A 19406-nucleotide genomic window follows, 5' to 3' on the forward strand; every position below is an offset into this window, starting at 1 on the left:
ACCCCATGCCCCTGTGGCCCGTCTACACCGGTACGAAGGAGCCGCACGACGGCGTCCGTGAGCTGCCCGCGCCCCCGCCCTGGCGGGCCTTCGACGGCGGCCCCGAGCTGAGCACGCCCGCCGACACCGCCGATGCCGCGGCGACCTGCCCCGACCGCACGCACCGGGCCGAGACGTACCAGGCCACCCCGCAGACGGTCCAGCTGGTCAACGCGGCCCTCTACCTGCGCCGTCCGCTGTTGGTGACGGGCCCGCCCGGCACCGGGAAGTCGTCGCTCGTGTACGCGGTGGCCCGGGAGCTGAAGCTGGGTCCGGTGCTGCGCTGGAACATCACCAGCCGCAGCACCCTCCACGACGGCCTCTACCAGTACGACCCGCTCTCCCGCCTCTACGCGGCCCGCCAGGCGGCGGCCCTGCGACCGGGCGTCCCCGCCGCCGAGTCGGGCATCGAGGACCACCTGCGCCTGGGCCCCCTGGGCACCGCCCTCCTCCCCTACGCCCGCCCCCGCGCCCTCCTCATCGACGAGATCGACAAGAGCGACCTGGACCTGCCGAACGACCTCCTCAACGTCCTGGAGGAGGGCCAGTACGAGATCCCCGAGCTGGTGCGCGCCTCCCGCCACGCCCGCACGGCCGAGGTCATGGTCGACGGCACCCACGAGCGCGTCCCGGTGGAGCACGGCCGGGTCCGCTGCCGCGCCTTCCCCTTCGTCGTGCTGACCAGCAACGGCGAGCGCGAGTTCCCGCCCGCCTTCCTGCGCCGCTGCGTCACCCTGCGCCTGCGCCAGCCCGACGACCACCACCTCGCCGAGATCGTCCGCGCCCACCTGGGCGAACCCGACGCCTACGCAGAGAAGCTCATCACCCGCTTCCTCACCCGGGTCGGCGGCGGCGACCTGGCCACCGACCAGCTCCTCAACGCGATCTACCTGGCCCGCTCCTCCGACCTGGCCCAGGAGTCCCTGGACGAGCTGGCGGAGCAGCTGATGCCGTACCTCGGCGAGGCACCGCAGGCAGATGCTTTCTGACCGGCCCGCCGCCGCGGCGCCCCTGGCCCGCCTGGCCGACGTACTGGCCAAGGCGACCGGCGGGGTGCGCCCGACACCGCTGGAACTGGCGGAACTGCTGTGGCTGGCCCGGCAGATGGAGCCGGCGGAGGGCGAGGGGGGCGGTGCTGTTCCGGCACCGGCGGAGCCGGCCCCCGCGCGCGAGCACCCCCTCCCGGAGCCCCCCGCTCCCGACCCACCGGCACCGGCCCCGGACGAGCCGTCACCCGCCTCCCCCGAACCGGAGCCCCCGCGCGCACCTCTCCACCTCCCCTCCCCCACCGCGGCACCGGGCCCGTACGCCTCCCTCCTGGCGCCCGCGCCCCCGATGCTGCGCCACCCCCTGGGCCTGCAGCGCTCCCTGCGCCCGCTCAAGCGCCGTACGGACGCCCCGGTCGGCCTCCGCTTCGACGAGCACGCCACCGCCGACCGCATCGCCCGCCTGGGCGCGGCCCCCGAGTGGTGGCTGCCCGTGCTCCGCCCCGCCCGGGAGCGCTGGCTGCGCCTGAACCTGGTGTACGACACCGGTCCCACGATGCCTGTCTGGCGGCCCCTGATCCGCGAACTGCACACGGCGCTGGCCCAGTCGGGCGTGTTCCGTACGGTGGCCGTGTACCGCGCGGGCCCCGACGGCTCGGTGCGCGGCGACGGCGCGTACCCGCCCGGCGACGGCCGCACGGTCACCCTCCTGATCAGCGACTGCATGGGCCCGCAGTGGCGGCCGGGCGAGGCGGGCACGCTGTGGTACGACACCCTGCGCCGCTGGGCCCACCAGATGCCGCTGGCGGTCGTCCAGCCGCTGCCCGAACACCTGTGGCGCGACACGGCGCTGCCCGCCGAACCGGGCCTGCTCTCGGCCCCGTTCCCGGCGGCGCCGACCGCGACGCTCACGTTCACGCCGTACGAGGAGGAACCACCGCAGGGGGCGATACCGCTGCCCGTCCTCGAACCCGGTCCGCGGTGGCTGGCGAACTGGGCCGGACTGGTGGCGTCGATGGGCGGCTCCCCGTTCCCCGGTTCGGCGGCCCTGCTGGGGCAGCCCCTGGACCTGGAGGGCCGTACCGACGTGGCCCTGCTCCCGGCCGAGGAACTGGTCCTGCGCTTTCGCGCGACCGCCTCTCCGGAGGCGTTCCGGCTGGCCGGGCATCTGGCCGTCGGCCGGCCGGACCTGCCGGTCATGCGGCTGGTCCAGCGGGCGGTCGAGCCGGATCCGCGCCCGCAGCATCTGGCCGAGGTGATCCTCAGCGGCGTACTGACGGCGGTTCCGGGACCGCCGGGGTCGTACAGGTTCCGCCCGGGGGCGCGCGAGCTGCTGCTGCGCGGCCTGCCCCGCGCCGCCCGCACCGGTACGACCGAACTGCTCCGCCGGGTGGGCGGGTTGATCGAGGAACGGGCGGGTGCGGCGCCCGGCGAGTTCCGGGCGGTGATGCCGGACGCTGCCGGGTCGACGGAGGCGGACGGGGAGGCGTTCGCGACGGTACGGCCCGAGAGCGTGCGCCGGTTGACGGACGGCCGGGAGGCGCCCGTGCCGCGTGTGCTCGGGGGGCGCTATCGACTGCTGCGGCGGCTCGGGCCGGCGGGGTCCGTGTGGCTGGCCGAGGACAGGGAAGAGCCGCGGGCCGTGGCGGTGTGGACGCGTCGGCCGTTCTTCGAACCGGCGGAGAGCGAGGCGTTCCTGCGGGACGCGGCACGACTGAAGGCGCTCGCGCACCGGAATGTGGTCACCGTCCACGACTTCGGGATCGAGGACGACGTTCCGTACGTCGTCATGGAACACCTGGACGGAATCGCGCTCAACACCCTGGCCGCACCCAACGGCTACCGCCTGCCGCCACCCCTGACCGTGTCGATCGGGATCCAGCTCGCGCACGCCGTCAAGGCCGTCCACGAGGCGGGTCTCACGCACGGCGACTTCGGCATGTCCCGAGTCATGCTGCTGCCCGACGGAACCGTCAAGCTCAGCGTCTTCGTACCAGGCAGGTTCTCGGGCGAAGCGGGGCGAGACCGCGACCTGCATCGACTGTGCGAGGTGATGCTGCTCCTGGGCTCGGGGGGCGCCAGGCCGAGCGAGCCTTTCACCGGCCCTCAACTCGTGCACCTGCCCGCCGGATTGAGGCAGGGGTACGCGAACATTCTCAACCGGCTCGCGTCGGTTTCGCTCCGGGACCAGGCTCAGGGACTGCACCTGCTCACGGACGAGGATCTGCTGGTCCAAGCCCTCGCCGCATACGACAGCCGACGCTCCTACTCCGTCCTCGGCCCCCTGAAGGTCGAACTCGACCACCGCGCAGCGGTCTTCGGCCCGACCGAGCTCGCGGCCCTCGCCATGCTGCTGCTCCGGCACGGGCGGGAGGTGACCCACGAGGAGTTCAGGACCGGCCTGTGGAACCGGGCCGACGCACCGAAGGACGTCATGCCGGTGCTGGGCGCGATCATGAACAGGCTCCGCAAGGCCCTGGGCCCCGGCGCGCTGGCGACGCTCCCCGGCGGCTACGCCCTGCACGCCAGCGCCGACTACGTGGACCTGGTCCGCTGCGAGGACCTGGAACGGACGGCCACGATCCTGACCTCCGAGGGCCGCCTCCCCGAAGCACGCGAGCGCCTCACCAAGGCACTGGGCCTCTGGCACGGCACCGGCGCCCTCGCGGACGTCCCCGGCCCCGCCGCCCGCACCGCCCGCACCCGCCTCCAACAGCTCCGCCTCGCCCTGCACCGCAAGCTCGCCGAACTCGACCTGGACCTCGGCGAGCCCGAGCGCGCGGCCACACAACTCACCGACCTCCTGCGGGCATACCCCTCCCGGGAGGACTTCCGCCGGCTGCTGCTGATCGCGCTCCGCCGCCAGGGGCGTACGGAAGAAGCGCTGGAGGTCTACGAGGAGTACGAACTCGCGGGCGGAACGGACCCCGAACTCCGCGTGTTGGGCCGCGAGTTGCGCGACGAGTACGACGAACCCGTCGACGACGCCCCGGCTGCCGAACCGGACCACCACCCCCTGTCCGTGGAGGATCCGCACGATCTGCCGCCGGGCTCCTTCCCCACCGAGGAATCACTGCCGTCGATCTTCGCCACGCAGGAACAGGACGCGTCCTCCGTGGAGACCCCGCTGCCGCAGAACGAGGTGCCGGAGAGCCTGTTCGCCGTGGAGGATCCGCTCGGCGAGGTGCCCCCCTGGGACAGGGAGGACGACTACGACGACCAGTTCGACTACGACCCGGAGCGCTTCGAGCCCCCTGACGACGAGCCGCCGCCCACCTACCTCACCACCGTCACCTTCCAACTGGCGGACGCCCCCGAGGACGCGGACACCGTGGCGGCGCTCGGCCGCGCGGTCACCCGGCTGCTGACGGGGAGCGGGCTGAGCCCGGACGCATACGAGCTGTCCCCGCAGGACGACGGCTACTCGGTGGTGTTCGCGCCGGAGGTGTCGGTGCTGCCGCTGCTCTCCATGATGTCGCTGCGGTTCCAGGACGAACTGGTGTTGCTGGGCGGCCACCGATGGCTGGTGACGTTCTCGTGCTTCCACGAGGACGGCCGCGATCCGGAGATCCCTGACCCGGTCGCGGTCCGCGAGGCTCTGGACACCGCCGACGACCGGCGGGGCATCATCGCCGTTCCGCAGACACTGCGGGACGAGTGGGACGAAGACACGGATGAGGCACCCCGGCTGCGGCCCCTGCGCCCCGGCCCCGCGTCGGGCTGGTACCGCCTCGCTATGTTGCCCCGCGTCGTCTTCGACGGCAGCGTCGCGCCGCCGCCCGTGCACGGTCCCTACCCGCTGCCCGGCGAAGGCCTTTTCCCCAGGGCGTCGGGGGTGACCAGGGCTGTCGTCCACACGCTCCCGGGCGGCGGCTTCAGCCTCACCCGAACCGATCGGGCCACGGCCTACTACGAGGTGGACCTCACCGAGCGCCGGCTGGAGCTGGACGTGACCAGGCCGGCCTTCCGCGCCGTGGGACCGGCGACCTGGCGTGTCACGGATCCGTGCCGGGCGGTGGCCCTTGGAAGCGCCGAGTCCGTGCCCGAGGCCGTCGTCGGCGCCCTGCGAGCACGGCTCGACCAGTTGCCGTACCAGCCGGACGCCCGGGGCGCACTCGGCGACGGACCGGGACCGGACGCCGTGCCCGGTGTGAGCGTGCGCTGGGACCTCACGCTCACACCGACCCGCTTCTCGTAGTCCCGCTCCTTCTGAAACCCCCCATTCAGCCGCACCCCGCCCGGCCCCCTCCCGCAGGCGCGCCGTCGCGATCCCCCAGAGGATGCGAAGGAAGCCGCCGTCCGGCCCCCAAGGCCCGAACACTCGGGAGGTAATGCCGTGACCGTCAGTCTGGAGCGATTGCGCCGCTGCCACTTCGCCGTCGACGTGGGCGCGGCCCGCACCCGGGTCTACGTGAAGGGTGCCGGTCTCGTCGTCGACCAGCCCTCGGTCGCGGCCGTGAACACCCGTACGGGGGCGCTCATCGCGGTGGGTGAGCTGGCGCAGCAGATGACGGGGAGGACGCCGGGTTACATCACGGTCGTACGGCCCATCCACGGTGGCACGATCGTCGACATCGAGATGGCCCAGCGCATGCTGCGCCATCTGATCGGTGACAAGACGCGCCGCAGCCTGCGCCGCAGAGCCCGGCTGCGGGCGGCGGCATGCACCCCGCACGCCGCCGATCCGCTGGCCCAGCGGGCGACGATCGAGACGCTGGTCGGGCTGGGCGCGCGGCGTGTGGAGCTGGTGGACACGCTCATCGCGGCCGCCGTGGGGTGCGGGCTGCCCGTGGACCGGCCCGAGGCCACCATGATCATGGTGTGCGGGGCGGCGGCCACGCAGGTGGCCGTGCTCTCTCTCGGGTCCGTCGTCACCGCGGAGCGGATCCCGGTCGGCGGGGAGGCCGTCGAGCACGCGATCATGCAGCATCTGCGGCACCAGCACGCGCTGCTGCTGCCCAGCCAGGCCGTGCGGCCGCTGCAGCTCGCCCTGTCCGGCAACGGGACCGCCCCGCACGGGCCGGCCTCGACGGAGATCCAGGGGCGGGACGTGGTGACCGGCCTTGCCCGCAGCGTGCGGGTCGACACAGCCGCCATGCGCGACGCCATCCAGACCCCGCTGACGGCCGTCATGGACGGCATCGGCAAGGTGCTGCGGGAGTGCCCGCCCGACCTGGTGGCCGATCTCCCCGAGCGCGGGATCGTGATGGTCGGCGGTTCCGCGCGGATGCCCGGCCTGGACCAGATGCTGCGCCGGGCGACGGGCGTCCCGGTGTACATCGCGGAACGGCCCGACGTGTGCGCCATAGAAGGCCTCGGTGCCATGCTGGAAGGCCGGATCGAGCCGATGCTCCTCGGCCCGCTGGCCACCTGAGGCAGCCCGGCGCGGGCCGGAGGTTCACCGGGAGCCGGTGAGGTTCCCGCGGGAGGGGGACGACGTCTTCCGCGCCGCCGGTTTCGGCACGAAGACGCAGGCGAGTACGGAGCCGGTGATCGCGGCAGCGGCCGCGGCGATCAGGACCCGGTTCAGGCCCACGGCACCACCGTGCTGGAACAGCACGCCGAAGACCGCGACCCCGAGGGTCTGGCCCAGCTGCCGGAAGGTGGTCATGGCGCCGGCGGCCATACCTCCCCGCTCCGGTGGCAGCGCCGCGAACACCGCGGCCCCCATGGCCGGGCCCAGCAGCCCCAGCCCGATGCCCGTGACGGCCAGTCCCGCCGTGAGAGCGCCGGCGGACGAGTGCGCGGCCGGCCCGGCCTGCAGTGCGCAGCCGATGCCGCTCAGCAGCAGGCCGGTGGCGAGGATGGCCCGCGGGGACTTTCCGTGCAGCCTGCGTCCGCTGATCAGTGAGGTGGCGAAGGAGGCCAGGGCGAGCGGCATGAGCGCGAGCCCGGCGCGCACCGGCCCCAGGCCCAGCCCGGACTGCAGCCACACCGAGGTGTAGACGAGCGCGGCGAAGGCGGCGGTGGAGGCGACCACGCACATCAGCACGGCCGAGAACGACGCCCGGGAGAACAGCCGCACGTCCAACAGCGGTGCGGGGCTGCGCAGTTCGACGCGGACGAAGACGGCGAGGCCGAGGGCGGCGAGTGCCCCGGGCGCCAGCACTCCGGGCGAGGACCAGCCCGCTTCGCCAACCCGTGTCAGGGCGTGGGTGAGCGACCCCGCACACACGGCGAAGGCGATCACGCCCGGCAGATCGACGCGCGTGCCGGTGCCCTGCCGCCCCGGGGCCAGCACCCGAAGGGACAGGGCGACGGTCACGGCGACGAGGGGGAGGTTGAGGAAGAAGACCGCACGCCAGTCGAGGTACTGGGTGAGGACGCCGCCGAGCATCGGGCCCGCGGCGGCGGCCAGGCCGGTCACCGCGCCGAAGACGCCCATGGCCCGGCCCAGGTCGGGGCCCCGGTAGACGGAGCCGATCAGGGCGAACGCGGTCACCGCCATCGCCGCGCCGCCGACGCCCTGCACCCCGCGGGCCGCGATCAGGGCACCCGCGTCCGGGGCCAGGCCGCACAGCAGCGACGCGACGCCGAAGACGGCCAGTCCGGCGACGTACACCGTGCGCGCACCGAGCCGGTCCGCCAACGCCCCCATCGTGAGCATCAGTACGGCCAGGACCAGCGTGTAGACATTGACCACCCACTGCAGCGCGGACAGCGGGGCGGACAGCCCCGCCCCGATGGCGGGCAGGGCGACGGACAGCACGGTGGTGTCGAGCAGGAACACGAACGAGCCGAGGCAGACGGCCACCAAGGGCCACCATGAGCGCATGAGGTTTCCTCCGAGAGGCTTGCCGGACGCCTCTCACGATCCGGAGCGGCGCCCCACCGCCACCACCCGGCGCCTCACGCGCGGCGAATACCGGCACACTGATACCTCATGAAGACGGATACCGTCACCCTGGACGACATCGATCGGGGTCTGGTGCATGCTCTGCAGATCGACGGCCGGGCCCCGTTCCGCCTCATCGGCGAAGCCCTCGGCGTCTCCGAGAACACGGTCGCCCGGCGCTACCGCCGCCTGCGCGGCGCCGACGTCCTGCGCGTGGTCGGCACGCTCAACGGCGCCCGCCTCGGCTACAACGCCTGGACCATCCGGCTGCGGTGCACCCCGGACTCCGCCGACGCCATCAGCAAGGCTCTCGCCGCCCGCCCCGACACCTCGTACGTACATCTGCTCTCCGGCGGCACCGAGATCTCCTGCAGCACCCAGACGCCCACCAGCGACGAGAGCGAGGCCCTGCTGCTGAACAAGCTGCCCCGAACCAGCCGCATCACGTCCGTCTCCGCCCATCTGCTGCTCGGCAACCACGCGCTGCCCAACAACTGGGCCGGTCCCGCCCGCCTCGCACCCGAACAGGCCGCGCTGCTCGCCCCGCCGCCCGCCGAGGACGGCGACGTGTCCCTCGGGCCGGCGGACCGCCCGCTCTTCGACCTGCTGTCACGGGACGGACGGGCGAGCCACACCGAACTCGCCGCCGCGACGGGCTGGTCCGAGGCGACCGTGCGACGCCGGCTCATCGCACTGCGCCGGGCGGGCGCACTCGTCTTCCTGGTCGACATCCCGCCGGCCGCGCTCGGTTTCCGCACCGAGGCCCGTCTGTGGATGTCCGTACGGCCCTCCCGGCTCACCGCCGTGGCGGCGGCGCTGGCCGCTCATCCCGAGGTCTCGCTCGTGGCACAGACCACCGGGCAGACCAATCTCCTCGCGGCCGTCAACTGCCGGGACTCCCTCGACCTCGCGCGGTACCTGACCGAGCGGGTCGCCTCCCTGGACGCGATCCACACGATGGAGACAGCTCCCGTGATCCGCACGGTGAAGCGGTCCGGCGCCCTGCTTCCGCTCGAACGCCGCAGGTGATCAGTACGGCAGGATGCGCCCCGAGGGCGTCCTGCGGTCGATCTCCTGCCCGCGCGGGGCGGCGGGCCGACGACTGACACGTACCCGGATCCGACGGTCCATGACGCCCTCCTCCTGCAGGCACCGCCCGGTGGCGGCTCCTCGTAGGAGGTGCGTGCCCCGGACACGCCATGTCCAAGCCATGTCGGGGCCAAGTCATGTGTCATATCCGGTGCTTGATGAAAGGAGTGAAGTGTTTTGCACGCCCCCGGGGCCCGACCGGTCACCGGCCCGCGAGGTACTGCCCGAGGGCGTGGTCGAGTCGGGCGGTCCACTCGGTGAGCCGGCTGCCGCGCGCGAAGGGGTGCGTACGACGCGGGGAATCCCGGCGTGCCGAAGGCGGTGCCGGTGGCGGTGAGGCGGGTGGACTCGACGGCCCGGGCGATGCCGAGGTCGAGGACCCGGGGCCCGCCCTCGGCCATGACGATGTTGCCGGGCTCAGGCCGTCCCGACCCAGTAGGGCCGGTTCTGCGCCGCGACGGGCGGCGACTGGTAGACCCACGCGCCCGCCGGGCTCCTGTCCTCGATCAGGTCGAGGAAGGGCTTGCTCCGGCCCTGCTGCGGGGCCTGGCCCGGGGCCAGCGCGACCGGGTCCACTCCGTAGCCCAGGTCGTACCAGGCGTACGGCGAGAAGACGTTGAGCGGTGCCGCTAGCGGGCGGTGGTACGGGCTCGCGGCGTCCTTGCCGGTCCACCTGCTGCCGTACTCGGTGAACGGCGCCGCGCTGACCGCCTTGGCGGACAGGCCGCCGAGGTCCGCCTCGAAGGAGAAGTAGGTGTCGGCCGGTGTGAAGGAGCCGTCGGCGGCCGCCGTGCCGTACGTGCCGCACACCACCTTCCACCGGTCGGCCGCCTTCGGGTCGGCGGTGGTGGCGTTGGGCACCGGGAGGGTGTGCTGGAAGCCGGCCTTGTGCTTGGGCTCGTTGAACAGTTCGACGCCCGCCTTGATGGCGATGTCGTTGTCGCACGCCACGTGGATGCGGCAGAACCCGAGGGTGCGGGTCTGGTCCTCGCCGTGCGCGTACTGCGCGTAGGTGAGCTTCGGCACCCGCCCGGCCTCGGCTGTGGGATGGGCGACCACATTGAGCTCGATCTCCTGTGTGACGGCCGCGCCGCTGCCGAACTGGGCGAAGTAGAGCTGGTAGTTGAGGGACAGGCAGACGCTGTCGTCGAACACGGCGGGTGACAGGTGCCTGCCTGCCGGGTCGTGCGCGAGCAGGTCCGCCACCGCCTGCTTGTCGCCGGGGTCGTCCAGCAGGTAGTCGAAGCCGATGTTGGTGAAAGCGCCGTAGAAGAAGGGCAGGGTGAGGCACGCGGGGAGAGACGGGAGGTCGCGCCCGGCCGGCCGGCCGCTCATCGTGTGTACTCCTCGGTGGCGGAGGCGCGGTGCGCCCTGATGGTTTCGGTGGCCTCGGTGTGCGCGGCCTCGAAGTACTCCCCCACGAGTTCGAAGGTGGGGCAGGCGTGCAGGCCCGTCTCCGCGAGGACCGGATCGGGGTACGGGTTGCGGTACAGCCGCTCGGAGAGGTCGCGCAGCTCCAGCATCACCGGCACCGCGTACCGCATGGCCGGCGGGGAGCCGGTGAAGGCCAGTTCCAGCAGGGTGAGCAGATAGGCGTAGCGCCGGTTGAAGGACTCCGCGTGCGCTCGGACCTGGGAGCCCTCCGGATAGTCCCGTACCTTCGCGGCCGAGTGGATGGCGTACGCGTCCTCCCAGACGACGTCGATGAGCGGGCCGCTGGGCTTGCTGCGCGGCAGGTCGTACCTGCCGTAGCGGCGGCCCACCCGGATCTCCTTGAAGCGGAAGTAGTGGGCGACCTGGCGTTCCTCGCCGAAGATGGTGTCGTCGCTGTCCCAGATCGTGCCGTCGGCGCCCTCACCCTGGTCGCTGATCACCTCGACGGCCAGGAGCGCGCTCTTCAGGTCGGTGACGGCGAACACCTCTCCGCCCGAGTTGTAGAAGTCCTCGGGGCCCACCTGCCGTTCCGGGGGGCCGGTGAAGATGGTGGGGCCGGCCGCCCGGCCCTCCTCGTGGTCGCGCCGCTGTTGCCCTTCCAGCTGGATCAGGGCCTGCCGGATGAGGTCGTAGAACTGCCCGATGGACGTCCAGCCGGTCCGACCCGGCTTGGAGGGCACGAACGAGCGGGGGCGCTCGATGAGCATGAAGGTCTCCAGCGCCTCGGGCGAGAAGTGCTGGAGGGGGATCTTCGGCAGGCTCGGGTCGCTGAACGGCAGCTGTGCGGGGTATCCGGCGACGAACCGGGGGTGGGCGACGTCCGGGGTGCCGCCGACCGCGTTGAGCAGGTTCGCGGCGAGGGTCAGGTGCAGCATCTCCTCCAGGACGACGCTGCGGATGGTGCCGTGTGCCTGGCGGTTGGTGCCGGGCTTGATGGTGTACATCCCGGTCATGTAGACGGGGATCGTCAGGTGCTCGACCTCCAGTGCCGCCTGGAGGAACGTGCGGAGGTCCTCGACGGTCGCCGGCGGTTCGGGGCCGCTGCGGGTGAGGGCGTAGGCGTTGATCATCGGGTGCCCTCCGTCGCATGGGTGACCGGCTGGTGCAGCTCGGCCAGGTCGCGGTGGATCTTCTCGGCGCTGCGCAGGGCGAGCGCGGCCATGGTGAGCGTGGGATTGCTGGTGCCGATGGAGGGCATGCTGCCGCAGCCCACGGCGAACAGGTTGGGGTGGTCGTGGGTGCGCTGGTAGGAGTCGACCACGGACGAGCCCGGCCGGGATCCCATGATGTGCGTGCCCGCGCCGTGCCCGGCACCGTGGTAGGCCAGGTCCAGCACCTCGCCGCCCGGTTCGACCTGATGCCGGAAGTGGCCGAGGGGGGCGACGCCGCCCTGCGGGCCGTGGTCGGTGAAGTCCTTCTCCACGCCGAGCGCGGCGAAGATCTGCTGGGAGACCTTGCGGGCGGCGAAGACACCGTCCCGGACCTGTTTGTCGAGGTCGTAGTGGAGGATGGGCCGGGGATTGCCCACGCCGTCGCGGTGTCCGCGCGGGTCGATGGTGACCCGGTTGGCGGGGTCGGCGTGCTGCTCGACGGCGATCTGGAGCTGTACCTGGCGGTTGATCTCGTCGCCCAGCCGGTGGCGCAGTTCGGGGCCGAAGATCCCCTCTTCCTTGATCTCCCCCTTGGCGTCGCCGCCGAGTCCCAGCATGGCGCCGACGTTGCTGAAGGGGGCGCCGGTCGCCCAGCCCCAGCCCCAGTTGCCGATCTCGATGCGGAACGGGGCACGCCTGCCGCGTCCTGCGCCGAACCGGAAGCACTCCAGGCCCGTGGTGTGTCCGGGACCGCGGAACGGTCCGACGGGCTCGCCCTGCGGCATCCTCGCCCAGGCCAGCATGGTGGGGTGGTCCATGAGGTGGCATCCCACGTAACCGCTGCTGTTGGCCATCTCGGAGGCGAGCAGCAGCACGGCGTTCTCGATGGCGTGCGCGGCCAGGACGACGATGTCGGCCTCGGCGGTGTACGGGGTGCTCACGGGGGTGGCCGGATCGCCGTACTCGCGGAACTCCACGCCGCGCACGGAGTCTCCGCGGCCCGGCAGCACCCGGCTGACCACGCAGCGGGTGGCGAGGTGGACCGAGTCGGTGAAGTCCTGCTGGAGCCTGAGCGGTGAGGACTTGGCCTGCACCGGACAGATCGGGGTGCAGCTGGAGTTGCCCACGCACCGCTCGCCGAAGTTGGGCAGTCCGACGGCACCGCGCGGGCGGTAGCCGCGGCCGCCCGCGAAGAGCGGGTTGGGGGTGCTGTTGCGGCCCTGCGGCAGCCCGTACACCCGCAGCGTGTAGTCCTCGCCGGCCACGACGTCCCGTACGGCCCTGCCGTCGAGTCTGTCCTGGAACATCCAGTCCTGGTGGCTCCAGGGGATCTCCTCCATCGGGTACTCGTAGTCGGGGTCCGGTACGACCCCGAGGCGCCACTGCGCGGTCGCGTCGCCCGCGGAGCCGATGAGCAGCTCCGCCTCGCGCACGTGGCGCTCCATCTCGCCCGCCGTCACGGGCCAGTTGCGCCCGTAGCGGTAGCGGTCGCGGGTCGCGTAGTCCTCCGGGTGCATCCGCGGGATCGCGCCCAGCCAGTGCATCGCCGCGCCGCCGAGCGCGCGGACGTAGTCGGTGCCGTAAGGCAGCGGGCCGGTCTGCACGAAGTGTCCGGTGGCGGTGTAGCCGGGCGGCTCGGCGGTGGGGTGCAGGTCGAGGACGTCCGGGAAGGGCGCTGCCGCGTTGGGCCGATAGGCGGCGTTGGGCACCTTGATCACCGCCGAGGAGAAGGTGTCGACGGAGTCCTGGTAGCCGGCCCAGGTCTCGGTGCCGCCGTTGCCGGCTTCCAGCACCAGGACCTGCCAGCCCTGCCTGCCGAGGTGCCGGGCGACGAGACTGCCGGCCCAGCCGCTGCCGACGACGATGACGTCGTAGCGGCGGCCGTCGACGGCGCAGCCCGTTGTGGTCACGGTCATCGCTTCACTCACTCGCTTCCTCGGGTTCCGGGTCCGGCGGCGCGGCGGCGGCCGGAACGGCGGACGGGGGAACGGCGCGGGAGAGCCGCGGTCCGGGCAGCAGGTGTGCGGGAACACTGCCGGCCGGCAACTGGGTCTGGAACGCCACAGGGGCGGACACGGCCTGGACGGCCGGGTCCTCGGCCGCGGCCCGCAGCACCTCGCGGATCTCCTCCTCGGTCGGCAGTGGTGGTGGCTCCAGCGCCCAGGTCCCGAAGCCCGGTGGTTTGGCTCCTGCCGGGTGCCCGGCGAAGGTGCGCCAGACGAGTCCCTCGGGGTAACTGCTGGGCGAGGCAACGGACTCGGTGTTCGGCACCTCGCGGCGCAGTGCCGCGTGGGCGGCCGGGGCGAGCCGGGGCCAGCCGCCGGTGTACCAGAGGTAGGCCAGCGCGCGGGCGATCTCCCGGTCGAGCGGCGAGAGCCTCTTCGGTCCCTCGGGGGTCTGGAGGGCCTGCTGCCAGGCGTCCAGGAAGGCCGTCAGACGGTCTGCGCCGATCTGCCGGCGTGCGGTGTCGAGGTACAGCCGGGCCATGCCGGTGCCGTGCAGGTCGTAGCCGGCGAAGCCGGTGAGGGGCATCGACAGGTCGACGAACCGGCGCAGTTCGGGGTCGGTCGGAACGGTGTCGTCGGTGAGCACGTTCATCCCTTCTCAGCGATCTGATCAGCACCGGAACGGGGCGGAATTCACGGTGGCCGAGCCGCGAACCGTTCGCCCGTATGACGGCGACGGACGACGGCCCGGAGCGCGTCAGCGGAATTCCCGTCACGCCCGGGCGAATCCCTCACCAGCGGAGGTGGACCGCTTGACGAAGGATTCTGCGCGTCCGGCAATCGCCCGACAATGGGTGCGGACAACGCGTGATCAATTCGGCGAAACGTCCCGGCGTGGTCCGCTCCAGGGGGAAACGCTTTTCCTGTCCCGCCCACAGACACCCGCTCCTCCGGCATATTCATCAAGGCGGGCTAGATCCCGAACACACGAGCATCTGCGTTCATCCGAACGTGACGAGTGGCGGATCAACCGGCCCTCGTCGGCCGGACGCCGGCACGAATGTCCGGATTGCGACTTTGCGGCTCGCGGCACCCGTAATCCGGCCGCATGGCGGATCTTGTCCGGCTGACGGTCACTCACTACACATATCCAAGACATGTGCTAAGAAGCGTCTGGCATTGCATGGCATTGGGGCGTGGTTATGACTGCTTTCGAAGGTCGTCTTATCGGCCGTGCGACTGAGCTGGCAGAACTGTCCAGGTTGGCGGAGTCCACGCTCGCGGGCGAGGGACAGGCCGTGTTCGTCGTCGGTGAGGCCGGTCTCGGGAAGACCTCGGTGCTTGAGCAGGCCGCCGCGAACGCCGAGCGCATGGGCATACGGGTGCTGCGCGCAAGCGCCCAGAACCTGGAACTGCCACGCCCGTTCGCGGTCGTCTCAAGCTGCTTGAGGCTGGAGGAGTCCCCCTCGGATGCCCCGCGGGCCCGGGCCGCCGAGGTCCTGCGGGGCGAGGCCCGCTATGGGCTTCCGGGCGCCACGAGCGAGGCGGCGGGGGCATATGCCGCGACCATCGAGGCAGTGCTCGGGCTGGTCGAGGACATGTGTACGCACGGGCCGCTGGCACTGTTCCTCGACGACCTTCAATGGGCGGACGAGGCAAGCGTGGCGGCGCTGCGTGAGCTGGTGCGTTCGGTGCATCAACTGCCGCTCCTGGTGGTGGGCGCCTACCGGCCTGCTCCCGGAGCCGGGGAAGTCGACCATCTGTCACGGAGCCCGATCGCCGGCAACCGCACCCTGCTGGAGCTGACACCACTCGACACGCGGGCCGTGGCGGCGCTGCTGGCGGATCTGTGCGGCCAGGAGGCCGGCCCGCGCCTGCGGCGCATGGCCGAGGGAGCCGCCGGCAATCCGCTGTACCTCACCGAGTTGATCGCCGCGCTGAGGCGCGAGGATGCCATCGAGACCGGCGGGGCGCAGGCGGAGACCGCCCCCGGCTGCTCGCTGCCGCCGCTGACCGCGCTGGTGACGCACCGGTTCCGTCGTCTGCGTGCTGACGTGCTGCAGGCGCTGCGCGTCGCCTCCGTACTGGGCACCGGCTGCACCACCGCCGAACTCGCCGCGGTCATGGACATACCGGTGCGTGACTTGCTGACCGTCATGGCGGAGGCCGAGGCATCCGGGGTGCTGAGGGACACCGGCCCATGCCTGCGCTTCCGCCATGAGCTGATCCGTCACGCCCTGTACGACACCGTGCCGGAGTCGGTCCGGGCCATGCTGCATGGAAGAGCGGCACGGTGTCTTGCCGAGGCCGGGGCGGCACCTGAACGCGTTGCCGAGCACCTGCTCAACGGGATACCGAGCCCGGACTTCCTGATCACCTGGCTGGAAGGATCCGCGGCACGGCTCACCACGCGTGCGCCGTCGATGGCTCTGCGGCTGCTGGCCACGGCGCTGGAACTCGGCGACCCCACGGACGCGGGGTATGGCAATCTCCGCCTGTACCACGCCATCGCGCAGCTCTCCTGCGGTCACCTCGCCGAGGCGGAGGAGAGTGCCCGTCGCGCCCTGGCCAAGGCGGCTGAGCCCGGGTTGGCATGCCTGATGCGCTGGGTCGTCGTTCAGGCCGCGTTCGCCCGCGGCCGGCCCGATCTGGCGCTGGCCGAGGCGCGGGCCGGATACCGGAGCACGGACGTACCGGCGATCGAGAAAGTGCGGCTCCAGGCGTTCGGCGCGGTATGCCTCTTCGCGCTGGGCGACCTCCGCGAAGCCGGCGTGGTCGCCGCACGTGCGCGGCGTGCCGCCGACCGGGCCGGTGACAGCTCCGCCCTGGCCAACGCCCTGTACGTGTTGGCGGCCAAGCGGTTCATCGAGACGCCTGACGCCGAAGCGGTCGAACTGGCGCGGCAGGCGTCCCGTCTCACACCCGACACGATGCACCCGTCGCAGTGGGCGGGGCTGCAACTCGCCCTGGCCAACTGCTACGCCGATCTCGATCTCGGTCACGACGCCCGGCGAGCCCTCGCCGCCGTACGAAGACCGGCGGAGCACATCGGAGGGATGTACCTGCCCTGGTACCACCTGTCCTGCGCGCTCCTCACGTTCCATACGGGTCACTGGGACGATGCCCTGGCGGAGATCGAAGCAGGCCTCAACCGCGGAGGCCGGAGCGCGATGAGCCGGGCGCTGCGGGCACTTGCAGCGGTGATCGCCGTGCACAGAGGACGGCGCCCGCTCGCCGAAGCGCACCTGACCGCCGCGGTGCCCGAGCCCGACCATGCGACGGTCGCCGCCTTCTACGAGTACCTGCCGTTGTGCGCGGGCGTCCTTCTGGACGAAGCCCAGGGCGATGCCGGGCGCGCCTGCTCCCGGCTCGCCGAGGCGTTCGACAACGGCGTCGGCCATCTGCCGGGTCAGCTGATCCTGAGCTTCCTGACGCCTGATCTGGTCCGCCTCGCCCTGGCCCAGGGGAACCGCGCGAAGGCACAGCTGTACACCGCCGCCGCGCAGCAGCGGGCCGAACACAGCGGCGGCCTCTATCACCTCGGTGATGCCTACCGGTGTCAAGGTCTGCTGAGCGAGGAGCCCGATCTGCTCCTGGAAGCGGTCCGCTGCTACCGCAACGCTCCGCGGCCGCTCAATGCGGCACTTGCCTGTACCGACGCCGCGGAAATACTGGCACGCAGAGGGCAACTGGACGATGCCCGCGTCCTGCTCGACCAGGCGCTGGACACCTTTGCGCAGCTGGGCGCGGTCTGGGACGCGGCACGGGCGACGTCCCGTCTGCGAGCCGTCGCCGTCCGGCGGGGCTCACAGCGGCCCCGGACCGGCGTTCGCGACGGCTGGGAGGCCCTCACCCACACCGAACGCCTGGTTGCGGAGCACGTGGCCGAAGGATGCTCCAATCCCGAGATCGCGGCACGGCTGTCCATCGCCCGAAGTACCGTCAGCACCCATGTGTCCAGCATCCTCAGAAAGCTGGCGATGACCTCGCGGGTCGAAATCGCCGCGGAGGTGACCCGCCGGCAGAGGTCCGGGCGGCCGCCTTCGCAGGACTGACCCCTCCGTACTCGGCGCGCGTCGGGACCGGTGGGGCGACGCGTTGTTCTCCGGCTCCGTTCACGGAGCCGGAGAACCGTCCGACGGGATGCCGTCAGATCACGGGGTGGAGTGCTCTCGGATCACGAGGGAGCCACTCCGGCCGGTCACCGGTTGTCGACGCACACCTGAGCGGTGCTGTCACTCGTGCACAGCACCAGGTTGCTGCTGTGATTGTCGGTGCCGTCCTTGGCGGGGACGGTGGCGGTGCCATCGCCCGACCACTTGTCACCAAGGTCGTTGGTGAACGTCCAGTGACCCGTCACCGTCTTCATCAGCTGGCCCCGCATGGCCCAGCTGTAGTTGTTCGGCTTCACGGATATCTTGTTCGCGTCGCTCACGGTGTCGGTCTGCGTCCAGGAGTGCTCGTAGCGTGCGCTGATCGCGCTGCTGACCTTGACGGTGACGAATTCGACGTTGATCCCGACCTCGCTGGTGACGGTGATGGAGCTGCCCACCGTGTTGGTCTGGGACGAGGTCTGCGTCCAGGTGATGGTCCGGTCCCCGACGTCGGTGCTGTTGTTCCACACGTTGGAGCTGACCCGCTGCAGGTTCCCCACCGTTGCCACGCTGTCGCCGGTGACCGTGTAGTCGCACGACTTGATGACGCTGGAAGCGTTGCTGCACTGCTTCAGGGCGTACTCGGTGGCCAGGTCCGTGAGGGTGGGGCCGGTGGCCCCCGGGCTGGGCGTGGGGCCGATGATCCACTCCTGGTTGCCGCCGCCACGGCAGTCGTAGATGCCGACCGTCGTGCCGTCGTTGCCGCTTCCCCCGAACACGTCCATGCACTTGTTGGTGTTGACGTTCCGGATGAGGTAGTAGCCGTCACCACTGCCCGAGGGCTGCAGGTACCAGTTCTGCTTGCTGTTGTTCTGGTCGCAGTACACCGGCTCGACGAGGTGGTTGTTGTCGGTGTCGAAATCGATGCACTTCTGCGTCTTGTCGTTGCGGATCAGGAAACTCCCGTCACCGTTGGGCAGGAAACTCCAGTTCGCTATCGGCGTCTTGTTGATGACGATTCCGGTCCGGTAGTCCGGCGAGTCCTTCGCCAGGTCCAACGACGGCGCAAGGCCGTCGCCCTGGGTCAGGCGCGGCGACAGGGACAGGCCCGCCAGGGCGGAGGTGTCCGCGTGGGCCGTTCCGGCCGTCAGCGGAGACACCGAGGTGGCGAGGGCGGCGAGGGCGACGGCGACGAACGCGCCCATCGTCCGCCGCCCCGGCCCGTGGGGGGTCGGCTTGGTGGTCATGGCTTTTCTGTTCTCCTTCGGCAGTTCTTGCCTGTGGGACGGCTCGATGACCGGCCCTCCGCCGCAGAACGTCCTTGGGACGGGAGAGAAAGCACCCCCCGCCCTGGCTGTGGCCCGCGGCGGCGGAGTCAACGTATGGGGACCCGTGCGGCGTTACATCCTTCAACTGACGGAGGGTTGGGGACGGCGGCAAACGACAGGCGGCGCGGACGACCCGGCCACCCTCACCGGACGGATCCCCCAGGCACACCGGACCGGACGGGCCGGGGGACCCGAACGCGCCACCGATCAGGCGCCGCACTCCAGTTCGGCGATCGTCCGATCCAGCCAGGCCTTCTCGGCCTTGGACGTCGCACGCGCGATCAGCGGCACACCCTGCCGGAAGGGGTCGTCGACCTCGGCCGCCGCGAGAGGCTTGTCGCCCCGGTAGAAGAAGCTGCTCGGCTCGTCGAGGCCTTCGTCGGTCAGGCTCAGTACATGACGCGGAGCGGCGGCGATCCCTGGCTGCGCCTCGCGCCGCGGCAGGCCCGCCTTCTCCATGCGCTTGATCGCCGGGCACAGCGTGCCATGGCTGATCGCCTGGTGCCCCCGTGCCGTCGGACGTCGGCGACGGTTCGTCTGCCCCGGCAACGACGACACGCTTTT

General features: G+C 71.7%; 12 protein-coding genes and 1 pseudogene. 5 read left to right on the top strand and 8 right to left on the bottom strand.

The features are described 5' to 3' along the window. Positions 1–5: 5 nt before the first annotated feature. The 3 genes from AVL59_RS39305 to AVL59_RS39315 all read left to right on the top strand — a co-directional run bounded on the left by AVL59_RS39305 (position 6) and on the right by AVL59_RS39315 (position 6399). Positions 6–1028 (top strand): AAA family ATPase, encoded by a 1023-nt coding sequence (locus AVL59_RS39305; RefSeq protein WP_067314137.1) that lies wholly within the window; start codon positions 6–8, stop codon positions 1026–1028. Next, on the top strand, positions 1018–5223 hold the full coding sequence (locus tag AVL59_RS49935) for an SAV_2336 N-terminal domain-related protein (protein WP_079147211.1): 4206 nt from the start codon (positions 1018–1020) through the stop codon (positions 5221–5223). The genes AVL59_RS39305 and AVL59_RS49935 overlap by 11 nt, the downstream gene beginning before the upstream one ends. A gap of 138 nt (positions 5224–5361) precedes the next feature. After that, on the top strand, positions 5362–6399 hold the full coding sequence (locus AVL59_RS39315) for a rod shape-determining protein (protein ID WP_067314139.1): 1038 nt from the start codon (positions 5362–5364) through the stop codon (positions 6397–6399). 24 nt (positions 6400–6423) lie between these two features. On the opposite strand, the gene AVL59_RS39320 is transcribed toward AVL59_RS39315, so the two are convergent. After that, positions 6424–7800 (bottom strand): MFS transporter, encoded by a 1377-nt coding sequence (locus AVL59_RS39320; protein ID WP_067314141.1) that lies wholly within the window; start codon positions 7798–7800, stop codon positions 6424–6426. Positions 7801–7908: 108 nt separating this feature from the next. Here AVL59_RS39320 and AVL59_RS39325 point away from each other — a divergent pair, with 108 nt between their 5' ends. Next, positions 7909–8889: an Lrp/AsnC family transcriptional regulator gene (locus AVL59_RS39325; RefSeq protein ID WP_067314143.1), complete on the top strand. Its 981-nt coding sequence runs from the start codon at positions 7909–7911 to the stop codon at positions 8887–8889. A 353-nt stretch (positions 8890–9242) separates the two neighbouring features. On the opposite strand, the pseudogene AVL59_RS55295 reads toward AVL59_RS39325, so the two are convergent. The 5 genes and pseudogenes from AVL59_RS55295 to AVL59_RS39345 all read right to left on the bottom strand — a co-directional run. Continuing rightward, positions 9243–9368, bottom strand: a pseudogene (locus tag AVL59_RS55295) (serine/threonine-protein kinase); the annotation flags it as partial. Continuing rightward, the gene (locus AVL59_RS39330; protein WP_067314144.1) at positions 9367–10284 is read right to left on the bottom strand and encodes a hypothetical protein; all 918 of its coding nucleotides are present in this window, start codon (positions 10282–10284) and stop codon (positions 9367–9369) included. The pseudogene AVL59_RS55295 and the gene AVL59_RS39330, both read right to left, overlap by 2 nt. Continuing rightward, positions 10281–11453, bottom strand: a complete 1173-nt coding sequence (locus AVL59_RS39335; protein ID WP_067314146.1) for a ferritin-like domain-containing protein — start codon at positions 11451–11453, stop codon at positions 10281–10283. Before AVL59_RS39335 ends, AVL59_RS39330 begins: the two co-directional genes overlap by 4 nt. Next, entirely contained in the window at positions 11450–13390 is a 1941-nt protein-coding gene (locus AVL59_RS39340) for a GMC oxidoreductase (RefSeq protein ID WP_067314148.1), read from the bottom strand. The genes AVL59_RS39335 and AVL59_RS39340 overlap by 4 nt, the downstream gene beginning before the upstream one ends. A gap of 4 nt (positions 13391–13394) precedes the next feature. Further along, entirely contained in the window at positions 13395–14072 is a 678-nt protein-coding gene (locus AVL59_RS39345; protein ID WP_067314149.1) for a hypothetical protein, read from the bottom strand. 550 nt (positions 14073–14622) lie between these two features. On the opposite strand from AVL59_RS39345, the gene AVL59_RS39350 reads away from it, so the two are divergent. Beyond that, a complete protein-coding gene (locus tag AVL59_RS39350; RefSeq protein ID WP_079147212.1) occupies positions 14623–17475 on the top strand; it encodes an ATP-binding protein in 2853 nt (950 codons plus the stop codon). Between the two features lie 146 nt (positions 17476–17621). Here the strand turns inward: AVL59_RS39350 and AVL59_RS39355 are convergent, their stop codons facing one another. Next, positions 17622–18761 carry an RICIN domain-containing protein gene (locus AVL59_RS39355; RefSeq protein ID WP_067314153.1) on the bottom strand — a complete coding sequence of 380 codons (1140 nt, stop codon included), beginning with the start codon at positions 18759–18761 and terminating at the stop codon, positions 17622–17624. A 288-nt stretch (positions 18762–19049) separates the two neighbouring features. Next, the gene (locus AVL59_RS39360; protein WP_079147213.1) at positions 19050–19400 is read right to left on the bottom strand and encodes a PadR family transcriptional regulator; all 351 of its coding nucleotides are present in this window, start codon (positions 19398–19400) and stop codon (positions 19050–19052) included. Positions 19401–19406 lie beyond the last annotated feature (6 nt).

This window comes from Streptomyces griseochromogenes (assembly GCF_001542625.1).
Lineage (GTDB): Bacteria > Actinomycetota > Actinomycetes > Streptomycetales > Streptomycetaceae > Streptomyces > Streptomyces griseochromogenes.

What these genes read in the sequence shown, in the direction of transcription:
- AVL59_RS39305 (WP_067314137.1), top strand. Translation starts at nt 6, where the DNA reads ATGCCCCTGTGGCCCGTCTACACCGGTACGAAGGAGCCGCACGACGGC.
- AVL59_RS49935 (WP_079147211.1), top strand. Translation starts at nt 1,018, where the DNA reads ATGCTTTCTGACCGGCCCGCCGCCGCGGCGCCCCTGGCCCGCCTGGCC.
- AVL59_RS39320 (WP_067314141.1), bottom strand. Translation starts at nt 7,800, where the DNA reads ATGCGCTCATGGTGGCCCTTGGTGGCCGTCTGCCTCGGCTCGTTCGTG.
- AVL59_RS39325 (WP_067314143.1), top strand. Translation starts at nt 7,909, where the DNA reads ATGAAGACGGATACCGTCACCCTGGACGACATCGATCGGGGTCTGGTG.
- AVL59_RS39330 (WP_067314144.1), bottom strand. Translation starts at nt 10,284, where the DNA reads ATGAGCGGCCGGCCGGCCGGGCGCGACCTCCCGTCTCTCCCCGCGTGC.
- AVL59_RS39335 (WP_067314146.1), bottom strand. Translation starts at nt 11,453, where the DNA reads ATGATCAACGCCTACGCCCTCACCCGCAGCGGCCCCGAACCGCCGGCG.
- AVL59_RS39340 (WP_067314148.1), bottom strand. Translation starts at nt 13,390, where the DNA reads ATGACCGTGACCACAACGGGCTGCGCCGTCGACGGCCGCCGCTACGAC.
- AVL59_RS39345 (WP_067314149.1), bottom strand. Translation starts at nt 14,072, where the DNA reads ATGAACGTGCTCACCGACGACACCGTTCCGACCGACCCCGAACTGCGC.
- AVL59_RS39350 (WP_079147212.1), top strand. Translation starts at nt 14,623, where the DNA reads ATGACTGCTTTCGAAGGTCGTCTTATCGGCCGTGCGACTGAGCTGGCA.
- AVL59_RS39355 (WP_067314153.1), bottom strand. Translation starts at nt 18,761, where the DNA reads ATGACCACCAAGCCGACCCCCCACGGGCCGGGGCGGCGGACGATGGGC.